Source organism: Anaerolineales bacterium (assembly GCA_015075625.1).
Classification (GTDB): domain Bacteria; phylum Chloroflexota; class Anaerolineae; order Aggregatilineales; family UBA2796; genus UBA2796.
The window spans coordinates 1-12,772 of sequence record JABTTZ010000004.1; the positions used below are offsets into that span (position 1 = coordinate 1).

General features: G+C 56.9%; 11 protein-coding genes and 2 pseudogenes. 7 read left to right on the forward strand and 6 right to left on the reverse strand.

Translation table 11 applies throughout. The features are described 5' to 3' along the window. Positions 1–109 precede the first annotated feature (109 nt). Together dinD and HS103_17785 are read right to left on the reverse strand one after the other, a co-directional pair. Complete coding sequence (gene dinD, locus HS103_17780) at positions 110–991, reverse strand: DNA damage-inducible protein D (GenBank protein MBE7514650.1); 882 nt, start codon at positions 989–991, stop codon at positions 110–112. An 88-nt stretch (positions 992–1,079) separates the two neighbouring features. Next, the gene (locus tag HS103_17785; protein MBE7514651.1) at positions 1,080–1,331 is read right to left on the reverse strand and encodes a hypothetical protein; all 252 of its coding nucleotides are present in this window, start codon (positions 1,329–1,331) and stop codon (positions 1,080–1,082) included. 45 nt (positions 1,332–1,376) lie between these two features. Here HS103_17785 and HS103_17790 point away from each other — a divergent pair, with 45 nt between their 5' ends. The 6 genes from HS103_17790 (at position 1,377) to HS103_17815 (ending at position 6,915) form a co-directional block, all read left to right on the forward strand. Then, on the forward strand, positions 1,377–1,625 hold the full coding sequence (locus HS103_17790) for a hypothetical protein (GenBank protein ID MBE7514652.1): 249 nt from the start codon (positions 1,377–1,379) through the stop codon (positions 1,623–1,625). Between the two features lie 112 nt (positions 1,626–1,737). Then, positions 1,738–3,510, forward strand: coding sequence for an ABC transporter ATP-binding protein (locus tag HS103_17795; GenBank protein ID MBE7514653.1), 1,773 nt, complete (start codon positions 1,738–1,740; stop codon positions 3,508–3,510). After that, a complete protein-coding gene (locus HS103_17800) occupies positions 3,507–5,282 on the forward strand; it encodes an ABC transporter ATP-binding protein (protein ID MBE7514654.1) in 1,776 nt (591 codons plus the stop codon). The genes HS103_17795 and HS103_17800 overlap by 4 nt, the downstream gene beginning before the upstream one ends. Positions 5,283–6,019: 737 nt before the next feature. Further along, positions 6,020–6,235, forward strand: a complete 216-nt coding sequence (locus HS103_17805; protein MBE7514655.1) for a hypothetical protein — start codon at positions 6,020–6,022, stop codon at positions 6,233–6,235. Between the two features lie 18 nt (positions 6,236–6,253). Beyond that, positions 6,254–6,586 (forward strand): hypothetical protein, encoded by a 333-nt coding sequence (locus HS103_17810; protein ID MBE7514656.1) that lies wholly within the window; start codon positions 6,254–6,256, stop codon positions 6,584–6,586. After that, positions 6,529–6,915 (forward strand): hypothetical protein, encoded by a 387-nt coding sequence (locus tag HS103_17815; protein ID MBE7514657.1) that lies wholly within the window; start codon positions 6,529–6,531, stop codon positions 6,913–6,915. Before HS103_17810 ends, HS103_17815 begins: the two co-directional genes overlap by 58 nt. Here the strand turns inward: HS103_17815 and HS103_17820 are convergent. After that, positions 6,905–7,522, reverse strand: a complete 618-nt coding sequence (locus tag HS103_17820; protein ID MBE7514658.1) for a hypothetical protein — start codon at positions 7,520–7,522, stop codon at positions 6,905–6,907. The genes HS103_17815 and HS103_17820 overlap by 11 nt on opposite strands. A gap of 51 nt (positions 7,523–7,573) precedes the next feature. On the opposite strand from HS103_17820, the gene HS103_17825 reads away from it, so the two are divergent. Next, positions 7,574–7,999: a hypothetical protein gene (locus tag HS103_17825; protein MBE7514659.1), complete on the forward strand. Its 426-nt coding sequence runs from the start codon at positions 7,574–7,576 to the stop codon at positions 7,997–7,999. Here HS103_17825 and HS103_17830 read toward each other — a convergent pair. The 3 genes and pseudogenes from HS103_17830 to HS103_17840 all read right to left on the reverse strand — a co-directional run bounded on the left by HS103_17830 (position 7,947) and on the right by HS103_17840 (position 11,744). Beyond that, positions 7,947–8,279, reverse strand: coding sequence for a hypothetical protein (locus HS103_17830; GenBank protein ID MBE7514660.1), 333 nt, complete (start codon positions 8,277–8,279; stop codon positions 7,947–7,949). The genes HS103_17825 and HS103_17830 overlap by 53 nt on opposite strands. A 3-nt stretch (positions 8,280–8,282) precedes the next feature. Beyond that, positions 8,283–11,126, reverse strand: a pseudogene (locus tag HS103_17835) (Eco57I restriction-modification methylase domain-containing protein). A 291-nt stretch (positions 11,127–11,417) separates the two neighbouring features. Next, positions 11,418–11,744 (reverse strand): annotated as a pseudogene (locus tag HS103_17840) (endonuclease domain-containing protein). Between the last annotated feature and the right edge of the window lie 1,028 nt (positions 11,745–12,772).

Sequence of the window (12,772 nt, forward strand, 5' to 3'; positions counted from 1 at the left end):
CAATGTAGCGCTACGATGTGCCGCCGATTCACGAAACCAACTAAAAGCCTTTATCGCTTACATACCCTTTCTCAACCGCGATGAAGGGTATGTAGGGTTGAACTGGGCACTACTCGCTTTCCTCGTCCTTTTTGCGTTTGGTTTTTGGCGCAGCAAGGCGTTTCTTCTCGGCACGCTCCAATTTCTTGATACTGTCGGCACTCGGTAAATCTTCGGGCATCGTGCCGCCAAGCTCGGCAATCGCCCGCCGAACCACCACACCCGCCTGATAATGCACATCGTTGGCAGCATCTTTGCCTTGAACCTGATCACGCCGCAATTTCTCTTCCGCTTGGGTGCTGCGAAAGAGATTGGCGGCAAGTTCCGTTGCCCCCATATGGTCGAGAATATGCTGGCTTTTCTTCAGCCGCTTGCGCCGGTGAATCGCATCAGCCGTCAAACCGTTGTATAAGCCGCGATAGCCGTGATTCTGGAAAACGGCAAAATCCTGTGCCGTGATCACGCCTGCCGTTTTTGCCGCTGAAGCCAGATCGGTATTTTGAAGTTTGACTCGCTGGCGCAGAAGCAAGCGGCGCTGATCCTCGCTCAGTTCAGCTAATGCCTCGACATCCGCGATTTCCTGACGGCGGGTTTGCACGGCGAAATAGGTCTGACCGAGGGCGACGACCTCTTTAGCGGGGTCGGCATTTTGCACGATAAGGTAGCAGGCGTAACGCGACAGGTGCATATCCTCGACTTCGCGTTTTGCATCCGAGCCAATGGCGACCATTTTACTGGCATCAGTAAAATGGTCGGCGGGATCATTCCCGCTGTTCTCACAGGCAATCTGTGCCTTGAGCAGCACGGTCTTAAAGTTTTGCCATTTGGTGTATTCCAGAATGGGCATCAGGTCACGTGCCGACCAGAATTCAAGATTGTCGGGGTCAACCTGTCGGATACGCTCAAAGGGCGATTCTGGTTGAGGTGAATCGAGGTCGGTTAAGTCCGTCACAAGCCTGCCTCCAAGTCTATCGCTAAAACGCTGTTTTTAAGTATTATAATCAATCTCCCTGGTACGTCAGAAATCGCCTTGTATTTGCTCAACCAGTGATCTGGTTCCGCTTTGGACGATTGACGATGAATGCCATTGAGCGGCATGAAGTGCTGGACACAATGCAGCGCTGCGATGTGCCGCCAGTTGAAAACGGAACCTCGAAATAACCCGTCAAATCCGCAAAAGGCACAGGCAAAAAGGCATCCCCTATGACGAACTGGATGCCAATATCATCAATCTGGTGCGGGGGCTCAATCGCTATCCGGGAGTGATAACGGTTGGCAGATGCGGGGGACATGAGACCATCACCAACCCCTCACAGTGGCAAGCAGGAACATGGTATGTGAAATTTACACTGCCTTCAGGGAAATATGACTGGTATCTGCTAGAACATCTAGCGTGGGTGGTGAACGAGGATTACCGGGGTTCGGGAAGGAACATTATTTTGCTACCCACCTCAGCCCCACCTTATTTGAACACCGTTGGGCAGTGCCTGCACTTTGTCATCGAAGATTATGATGGTGAAAACCCGGATGAACTTGCCGAGTTTTTGGACGCGACCAGGAAGTATTTGACCAAGAAACGCCGATAGAGCAACATAAATATGATTAAGTTCCCAAATCATCCTCCACATAGGGGATTTTCGTCTAAGCCATAAGGCGGTATCGTTAGCTGGACTCTAGCCCTTATGTGAGGATAACCTCTTGCACATTCCCCTCTACCGCTACCTTGCACTGCTGCGGCGCTACTTACGGACGCAGCGCTGGCGTGTTTTGGGCTTGGCCGTGCTGCTGTTTGGCGGGATTGTCCTGCAACTCATCATCCCCCAGTTCATGCGCATCGTCATTGACACGGCTACGGGCGTGCCTACCGGCTTAAACGACCCAACAGGCGAAAAATTGGTGCTGGCAGCGCTGGCCTTTATCGGGCTGGCGATTGTCCAGCAGATCGTGTCCATTGGCGCGACCTTCCTCGGCGAAACCGTCGCGTGGTCGGCGACCAACGAACTGCGCTCCGACCTCATGGAACACTGCCTGAACCTCGACGCCCGCTTTTACCTGACCATGAATCCCGGTGCGCTGATTGAACGGCTGGATAGCGATGTGTCGCTGCTGGCGAATTTCTTTTCGCAGTTCTTTATTCGCGTGATGGGGAGTCTGCTGCTGACCATCGGCATTCTCGCGGTGCTGTTTATCCAGAACAGCGGTGTTGGTCTGCTGTTTGCCCTATATACAGTGGGCGCACTGCTGGGCTTGTACTGGGTGCGCAACATTGCTGTGAATCCCCACAAAGCCCTGCGCGAAGCCAGCGCTCAGCTTTCCAGATTTCTGGAAGAACGGCTGGCAGGAACGGAAGACCTGCGTTCCAGCGGCGCAGCCGACTACGTGACCTATGGTTTGTTCCGGCAGCAGGCACGCATCCGAAGTCGCTGGCAGCGCCTCATCCTCTTCCAGTCGCTCCTGAATTCCACCGCCGGGATGATTCTCACGATTGGCTTTGCGACCGCCTTTATCGCTGGCTACTTCCTGTTTAGCACCGGAGCGATTACGCTGGGCGGGGTCTATCTGATTATGAGCTATATGACCCTGCTCAACTTTCCCCTCAGGACGTTGACAGAGCAGGTGGAAAGCCTGCAAAATATGGGCGCGAGTCTGTCTCGGATAGACGAGCTTCTCCGCACAACCAGCGCCATACAAGACCCTATACCCGATACAGTCGAGACCATCCCGGCAGGCGCTCTGTCCCTTGACTTCGACCATGTGCAGTTTGCTTACCAACCGGACAACGCCGTTCTGGACGATGTGACCTTTTCGCTACAGCCTCAAGAAGTCCTGGGCATTGTCGGGCGAACAGGCAGCGGCAAAACCTCGATTGCACGCCTGCTGTTCCGGCTGTACGACATTCAGCGGGGCAGTATCCGCCTCAACGGGGTCTCTGTTCATCGTGTGCCTATCCGTGCGCTGCGGCGGCGGGTGGCGCTGGTGACACAGGACGTACAGCTTTTTGAAGGCACAGTTCGCGAGAACCTCACCTTCTTTCAAGGGCATATCAGCGACACGGATATGCTGTCGGCGCTGCAAGAAGTCGAGTTAGGCGAGTGGCTGGCGAGTTTGAGTGCGGGTCTGGACACAGTGCTAGAGGCTGGGGGACGCAATCTGTCTGCGGGTGAGGGTCAACTGCTTGCCTTTGCGCGTACTCTGCTGCGCCAACCAGACCTCATCATTCTGGACGAAGCCTCCTCCCGGCTCGACCCCACCACCGAAGCCCGCATCGAACGCACGATGGATAAACTGCTCAAGGGACGCACCGCCATCATCATCGCGCATCGTCTGGCGACCCTCAACCGTGCCGATAAAATCCTGTTGCTGGAAGACAGCCGTGTTCTGGAGTACGGCGAACGCCAGCAATTGGCAGATGATCCCGACTCTCGTTTTCACCAGCTTTTACAAGTGGGCGAAGGAGCGCTGTCCTCATGACGACCAAAACCATACCGGTTTGGCGTGCCGCTGCCGCGTTGAGTCGCCGCCAGCCTTGGACATGGACGGGCAGCCTCGCCGCGTGGGTTGTCTTTATGCTGTTTATTCAGGTGCAGGCCGCCTTGATTCGCACCTTCTTTGACCTTGTGGGCGGCAGTGTCACCGTATCGCTGGACATCTGGGGAATCGTGATTCTGCTGCTGCTGGCACGGATGGCACGTAATCTCGTCGGCTATGCGGCTTTCCTCATGGGGGCGCTCTTCTCGGTCTACAACCAAACCCTGTTACGCCGCAACTTGCTCTTCCATATCTTCCGGCAGCCGGGCGCACGCGCCTTACCCGGTTCCTCCGGCGAAGCTGTCAGCCGCGTTCAGGGCGACGCCGCCGACCTTCCCGATTATGTTATCTTTGTCAATCAGGTGGTGGGACTCGCCGCCTTTGCTGCCGTCGCCGTGAATGAAATGCTGCGGATTCACGCAGGCGTGGCGCTGATTGGTCTCGTACCCTTCGTCGTCATCAGTCTGATTGCCACTGCTGCTGCCGGGCGCGTCCAGAATTATCGCCGCGCTGCCCGCCAGTGGACAGGGAAAATCACCGGCTTTATCGGCGAAACCTTCGGCGCGATTCAGGCAATACAGGTCGCCACCGCCGAAGACGCCGTCGTCACACGATTTCGTACCCTGAATGAGACGCGCGCCCGCGCCGCCATCCGTGAGCGTCTGTTTAGTGAACTCTTGCAAGCAGTGTCGTTTAACTCTATCACCGTGTCCACCGGGCTGATTCTGCTGCTCGGCGGGCAGTTGATTCGTGAGGGGCAGTTTTCGGTGGGCAGCTTCGCTCTGTTCATCTATTATCTCGACAACCTCAGCTTCGCCATCGGCATGTTCAGCAGCGTCCTCACCCGCTATCGTCAGGTCGGTATCGCGCTGGAACGGCTGGAACACCTCACGCCGGACGCCTCCGCCCGTGACCTGCTCAAGCCCGCCCCGATTCACCTGCGCGAACCGATTCCGACGCCTTCAGCACCGCTTCCCTTAGACGGAGACCGCCTCGCAACCCTAGAGGCCAGCGGTTTGACCTACCACTTTCCGGCTACGGATAACGGTATCGAGAATATCAGTCTACGACTGGAAAGCGGCACATTCACGGTGATTACTGGACGTGTGGGCGCGGGCAAAACCACTCTGCTGCGAGTCCTGCTCGGCCTACTCAAGGGCGAAAGCGGCGAACTACGCTGGAACGGTCAGGGGGTGGCAGCACCCGCCGATTTTATGACTCCGCCGCGTGTGGCCTATACCGCCCAAATTCCCCGCCTCTTTAGCGAAACCGTGCGTGAGAACATCCTGCTCAATTGGCCTCATGATGAGGCGAGGCTCAACCGCACGCTGTTTCATGCCGTGCTGGAACAGGATGTTCAGGGTCTCGAAAACGGGTTGGAGACGCTCATCGGGCCAAAAGGCATACGCCTCTCTGGGGGGCAGATTCAGCGGGTGGCAGCAGCGCGCATGTTTTACCGGATGCCGGAACTGCTGGTCTTTGACGACCTTTCCAGCGCCCTCGACGTAGAAACCGAAGCGCGACTATGGGACAGGCTGTTCAGCGAGAACCACCAGACATGCCTGGCAGTATCCCATCGGCATACGGCTTTGCGACGCGCCCAGCACATCATCGTCCTGAAAGATGGCCGTATCGCGACTGAGGGGACACTGGATTATCTCCTGGAGACCAGCGACGAAATGCGTTGGCTGTGGAATAGTCAGCCGGAGGGATAACCTGTAGGGATATGTGCATCATGTCCCTACAAACGGACTTTCTCCCCCTTGCTACGAAGTGGAGAGGGGGGCGGGGAGTGAGGATGATTTTCAACGGCGTAACTTCTAAATTTATTAAAATTATAGGCGATTATGCCCTGACGACACGTATTCCCTCAACAGTTATCCCTATATACGTGCAATGAGGGGATAATCACCTTTCTATGAAAGGCACTTTTCTTCTAAGAGAATCATTCAATACGCTCCATTATGCTGTTCAACACACCATCTGGCGAGTGTCTTGAGGGCAGCCAGTCCCCGGATTTCCAACGCCCCTCACCTTAGCCCGTTTTCCGCTCCGTTTCTGCTCGATGCCGCCTGTTTTTAGCTGCATTTCTTACCGCACAGTACCACGCCACCCCACTGTCTCACAGCCGCCAGCGGCTGCGGCTATGGGTTTGCTTCTGGCTTGCGCCGCTTCTCTCACAGCAAACCCGTGCCGCCCTTTGGGTGAGCAGCGGGGAACCCCGACGTGGTAAGACCTGTGCAGAAATGCAGCTTAACAAAAATACATGCGGGTTATCGATCAGACGGATGTGTCGTTAATCAGTCCGCGTTAGCTCGAAAGGGCGCGTCGTAAGTTACCCCGGAGCTACTGTGCCCCGACGAACTCCTACAGATGGTCGCAATGTCCCGCAGTATCAAGCGCTCTCGATCCTGTGATGTGGGACACATCTTCTCCGATGGGGGTGAGGAAGGTGTGTTTTGGCACGCTGCACACAGAACATCGAGCGCTGCCGCCGGGCGGCGCAGCAGCTGGCGAAACTCGCGCCCATCCCCCTGACCACGTTCTCGATTTTGGAGTACGGGCTATGAACAACTTACTGGACACCTTTGGACTGCTGGCGGCGGCGATGTTGGATGATCCGCTGTTGGCGCTCGCCAACGCTGTATGCTGGCTTGACCCCCTGTAGGAATTCGCCAATGACGACGTGTATGACGAAGACGACGGCGTGGGCATGGCGCTGTGTATCACGCGCAGCGCCTTTCCTGACATCTACGCAGGCGCGGTGGAGCGCATCCGCTCCGGCGCATCCGAGAAAGAACTGGACAGCTTCATCTGCGGCGAAATCAGCAAACGGGGTATCCCGCTCGACAATCTCGAATTTCTGGGTTACGGCATCCCCCTGACCTCTACGCCGCCCGTCCCGATCTGCTGCCGCTGGTGGAATTGTTCGGCATTCGCCCTGAACCCGGACATTACAGCGTGGAAGTCCCCGACTGCGCCTACACCGCCGGACGCATCATCGCCGACAGTCTGGTGAAGCAGGCGGATGAACGTTTGCAGAAGGTCGGCTGGGCGCTGGCATGGTTGTTCTCCTGTTCTGGCAACACGCTGATCGACTTTGACGACGAATCGATGGCGGAAATCCCGCCGCTGTCGTGGGACGAAAACGATCTGGCGTTTGCCATTGAATTGATCGAAGAAGCGGACGGCATCATCGGCGATGTGACCGCCGGGCTGACGCTGCTTGAAACGAGAGCATCTCTGCTTAAAGAACTGGAAAGGAATATCCAGCGCGTATACCAAGCCAACAAACAACGCCCACCACGGCTGCCCTGGACACCGATAGGAGAAGCTACTACACCTTGAATACAAGGTAACGAAATTCGCCTCCGCGATTGGGGGATATTTTTGAGTAGGGATTCCATTCTACGGTGTAGTCACGCCGCAGTTGAATTGCCTCTATTCGATTACGCATAGTTCCATCGGAGGCATGTGGAAGCCAAGTCATTTCCCCAGTCACGCTGCGTCCGTGATGCAGGCGGAAATTCGTATCGACTGTTCCCGCGCGTCCAGTTCCCCAGTAAGAAGGATCATTGGTTAATAACACGGCATACCCTTGCACATCAGCATTCGTGCCTGACACCTGCTCAAGCCGTGCAACATCTTTCAAGAAATCGTATCGTCCCAAGTCTTGGGCACCTTGATTTTTTAGCTGAAAACGCTCGTTGTCATGAGCAATTTCGAGCTTGAGTGTTTTGTACTTCAGCTCAACTGCCAATCGCATATCGAACGTATGTAACCAAAGGTCAAGATAGATCCATCTGTCTATGAAAACCGGATATTCGAGGCGAACTATCGCGGTTGGAAACAATTCGTGAAAGTGCCACGCGAAAGCGTGTTGAAAATCCGCTTCCGAATGAAAGAGAGGTCTTATAGTCGCAAGTTTGGTCATGAATCCATGAAGGTCAACCATTTGTTACCCATAACCAGTCAAATTTACCTATCAATTATAGAGGAGATCAAGATGATCCCCGCATCCGATTGGAATGTCCGCCTCTTGAGTCGGGCGGTGATTGAGCAGCCGTCCCTGATTCTGAGTTTTTACTCGTTCGGCGTGATGCTGCATAAGCGTGACGGCGACAGAATAACCGAACATCCGGTAGACCCGGCGCAGGTCGCGCTGGCGCTGTCTGCCAAAGTGCGTTTCAATACCGGGCTGCTGTCCGACAATACCCTGCTCGTTCGGCAGGAAGGTGTAAAGAAAATTGTCGTCGAATACCGTCCGCCACAGAAGACCGGGCTGTATCTGGATGGCTCGGAAACAGCGCTGCGTATGTCATTGCCGGGGTTCCGGGTCACCGCCGAAGACAAGAACCCGCAGTACGGCGTGTATGCCGTCAAGAAACGCCCTGTAAGTAACCAACGGTCATCTTTTCCGGGCGTTTGTTGAGTTCACGGATGCCGAGTGTTGTGATCGTGAACTCGTCCTGCATACTATCGGCGTGATGCTGGCGTTTTTCCACCAAGCCCGCTTTGACAAAATGTACATCGCACCACGCCACACGGCTGACCAGCGTGAATTGGCTGCCGCTCATCTGCTGTGCCTCTTCCTCACTGATGCCGAAGTGCTGCGCCAGCCGGAAGATCATGTGTGAGCGAGTGATAGACTGCCCATTATTGAGCAGGGTCAGAAAAGGCAGCAGAAACTCGTTTTGTGAGGGGATAGGCATGGGCTACTCTTCTTTCCTGTCAGGGTGCGCCACACTGGGATCAGCAGGCGGCGGGTTGAGCCACGTCACCCACTGACTCACATCCGGCACAAGATACAGACCCTCACCCCCTAAGTCTCCCTCTCCCTCAGGGCGAGGGGGATTTTTTGGCGCGGGGGCGTGCATGGTGGGCAGCGCCGCCATTTGGTCGTACATCTCCAGAATGATGCGCTTGGTGCGGTACTCGCCGTGCGCGGCTTCGTCTTTGCGCTTGACGATGGGGAAGGTCTCCATGATGTAATCCACGTCATCGCGGCTGATCTGGTACAGGTGGAAGTAGAGCGCGTCGAGTTCGCAGCGCATGAGGAAGCGTCGTTCCTCGTCCCAGATGAAGGGTGCGCCATCATAACCGACATCCTGGGCGAAAGGCCGCAAATCCCATGCGGTGTAGGTGAGTTCCAGCACGCGGGGGGTGATGAAATTGAGCAGGGCGGGGGTGTAGGTGTGCGGGGGGATGACGGGGAGTTGCTTGAGGTACCCGTAGGTTAAGTGCGTACCACCGATCTTTTGTCTGGCATTATAATCAAATATAAAAGTGTCAAACTTGGCGACAATGCAGGTAACATTTGGGCTAAAATCAGAGAAATGAATAAGCGGCATAACATGCCCCACCGCCACACGCGGAAGCACGCTGAAGATGGCGGTGCGTTCATCTGTCGAACGTGCGATATCCCGAAAGCCGAGCAGCCATTGTGTATCCTTAATGCGTGCCGCCACATCCCGCCCATCCACCCAATAGCGGGGCAGGGGCAGCGCGGACGGGTCGCGCAGTTCGTCCAGTGACATATTGCGCGTGGCTAAGCCCTCACCCCCCGGACCCTCTCCCTCAGGGCGAGGCGAGCTTAAAGTCCCTCTCCCTAAGGGGGAGGGATTTAGGGTGGGGGTATAGCTTGCCCAACGATGGGTGAACTGGTGGATCATCTTGGCTTCGTAGAGCGGCAGGTAATGCTGACCCTCATCCCCTCCCTCAGGGCGAGGGGGGAGGATATGCTCACCCTCACCCTCTCCCTCAGGGCGAGGGGGGAGGTCCTGCGTGCGGGGTAAGCCTCTCGCCTTGTGGGAGAGCGATTTAGCGTGAGGGCCAACAAAGTGATTGCCGCGCAGCGCGAACCCGGCGCTTTCCAGTTCGGCGCGGGTGCGGAACAAGTGGGAGTCGTTGGACATATGAAACATTGTGGTAAAACGGATGCCCCAGGGGTTTTCTGCCGCGCGCCCCCCCTCTGTGTCTCCCCCCCTCAGGTGGGGAGAATACCCCCTCTCGGAGATGGGGGCTTCTTTTATCAGCACAGGCACGCGGCGGTAAATTGCTTTGGTGATTTCAGCATCGCGCACGCTGCGAAACGCTGCCACTGTGCCCGTGTTGGGGTTGAGCGCAGTGATGTCATCCGCAGACAGTGTAAATCGTCGCCAGTCATCTTTGAGATCGTCCACGTTAAGCGCGAAGAAGACAAATTCTGCCCCCCCTCTGTGTCTCCCCCCCTCAGGTGGGGAGACTTGCTCCCTTCTCCCTGAGGGGGAAGGGCTGGGGATGGGGGCGGTCATCGTCAGCAGACAAAATTTAATCCGGCTATCCACTGCCGGGAACAAGCCTTCACGATTCTCGAAGTCGTAGAGGCTGGCGAGTGATTGGGTTTGTATCAAATCCTGAAAGAAGAATTTCGTCGTGTCGTCGGTGGCGACACCGGACGGGACGATCATGCCCACGCGCCCGCAGCCATTGATGATGTGGCGCGAGGTTTCGGCAAAAATGGTGTAGGTGTTCACATCGCCGCGCCCGCACAGGGGGAAGCGTTCGCTCATGCGAATAAAGTGTGATTCACCTTCCGCCTTTCGCTTGTCATCGGCAAAGGCTTGAAGTAGATCGGGGTCGTTTTGCTCAAGCTCGGCAATCGCTCGGCGACGGGCAGCCGCGTTGGGCGCGTTGGCAATCTCCGGCGCACGTTCCGCGAACCACTCTTTTTCCTGTATTTTGATACGTTCCCAAGGCGGGTTGCCGAGGATACAGTCGAAGCCGCCGTGCCAGCCGGTGATGCCCTCACCCTAAATCCCCTCTCCCTCAGGGCGAGGGGGACTTGAAAGCCCTTTTCCTTGTGGGGATGGGGGCACGGTGAACACGTCGGGGAAGGCGACGTGCCAGTGGAAGAACTGGTAGCGCTCTTTGAGTTCGACCACGTATTCGCGCACGCTTTGCAGGTTTTCGGCCAGCGGGTTTTCTTCCATGCGGTGGTAGAGCAGGTCGGTCATGGGGGGGATGAAACCCTCACCCCCCCACCCCCCCTCTCCCTCAGGGCGAGGGGGGAGCGAAGACTCGCTTGTCAAGGCACTGTCTATGAGGGAGGGGGATTTAGGGCGAGGATTCTGCTTCTTCTCCCAGACAAACGCCGCGCACCAGGCATCCGCCAGCAGCCGCGCCTTGATATATTCGGGGTCACTCGCCAGCGCCGCGTACTGCGCTTCTTTGCGCCGCACCTCATCCAGCGTGTCGTCGGGGGTGTCGTCCAGCGCGTGCATGGCTTCGGTCAGATAGCCGTAATCGGCGGGCAGATCGATCAGTTCAAACATGCTGCGCTGCCCGGTTTTTCTGGCTTTGCGCTCCTCACGGTTGAGTTTCTTCATGGTGGCGGCGTACTGCTTGTCGTCGCCCTCAATCGGGTTGAAGGCGTCGTCAGGAATGCCGCCCGCCATCAGCTTCGGCGTCGTCCCCAGCAGGCTGTTGCCCACCTGAATGCGATGGTCGAGGAAGTTGAGCGGCTTGCCCGGTTCGAGCGCCTCCATCCACAGGTTGACCTTGCACAGTTCCACCGCCATCGGGTTGATATCCACGCCGTAGATGCAGCGGCTGATGATGTCGCGCTTCGCCTCCTGAATGGCGGCGGGCGGCGGCTCTTCTTCGCCCGTGCGGACGAATGCCAGCGCCTTCGCCATGCGGTTGGCGGCGGCGATCAGGAAGTGCCCGCTGCCGCAGGCGGGATCGCAGACTTTCAGGTTAAGAATACGCTGTTCTGCTGTTAGCCCCCCCTCTAAATCTCCCCCCCTCAGGGGGGGAGATTTTTGCACTTCCCCCTCAGGTAGAGGGGTTTTTTCTTGAGCGGCACTGAGAATTTCGACCAGTACATTTTCCAGGTTGTTGGTAATGTGTTGATTGGGGAAGCGCAGGACGCGATAGCCGCGTGACTCTAGTTCAGACTGGCGTTGTTCGTCTTCTTTCTGCTGAAACTGATGTATCTCGCCGTCCAGTTCCACAATGAGGTTAGCCGAATAGCAGAAGAAATCAACTACATAGGTTGTATTTGCTACCGGATGCTGACGACGGAATCCAAGCCCACCGAGGCGATTTTTCCGAAGTGCTTCCCACAAGATCGTTTCTGCTGGCGTTTGACGCTGACGCAAATCCCGCGCAATATCCCGCATCGCTTTTGTCGCCATCTCGCGCACGCACGCTTTGCTCCCTTCCCCCTGAGGGGGAAGGGCCGGGGATGGGGGCGAAGTGGGGGCTTTACCTGTGCCTTTAATCGCTTCCTCCAACACCGGATTGAGCGCCGAATCCAGCAGGGCATGGACGAGCGATTCCGGCGTGTAGTAGCTGCCGGTGGTCTTGCGTTCGTTGCCTGCGGCGGTGGAGAGGGCAAAGCGCCGCGCCGGGACGTTGATCTGCGGGTGCAGTTCCAGCAGACTCTCGAAGATGCTGCCCAGTTCATCGGAACCGAGGTTCTTGTAATCCACCGTGCGGTAAACCTGCGCCCGCTGGTCATAGGTGAGGGAGAGCGCGCGAATGGCATCCAGCAGGTGGCTGTTGGCAATCTGGCAGCCGATCACATCCGTAACTGCCGCATCGCTGAACAGGAACGAACCCAGCGGAACGAGTCCTAGTCCTGCCCTCACCCCCGCGTCTGCCCTCACCCCCGACCCCTCTCCCTCAGGGAGAGGGGAGTCAGAGCCAGAGAGCAGGCGCATGATCAGCCGTAGGCTCTCGAATAAATCGGGGTGGCGCGTGCCTTTGAAGGTCTCCGCCATGCGCCGCAACCGCTGGGTGGAATAGTAGTCGACGTAACGCTTACGGACAGCAGAATCCGCAGCGGGATTGAGCAGCAAGTTGCGGTCTTCCGCCACAAATAGGAACAGCAGGCGGTAGACCATCCGCAAAAGCTGGCGATAGTAGTCCTGAGCGCTGAGTTCACCGCCCGTCAGTTTGTCGCGCAGGGCATGGTTGGCAGGATATTCGAGGAAGCCCAGCCCAAGTGCCGTAATTGCGGCTTCCACGCCGTCGCGCAGCTGGTCAAGGGCGCGTGTCCCTTGATCCTCGGCGACCTTCATCCATTTTTCCAGCCAGCAGTCCGAGGGGCGCTCGCCTTCCACACGGGACTGGTGGCATAGCAGCCACAGTAAGACAAAATCGCTGTAGACTTCGCCATCCATCATGGCTTCGAGGTCGAATTCGACGTATGCCTGCCGTG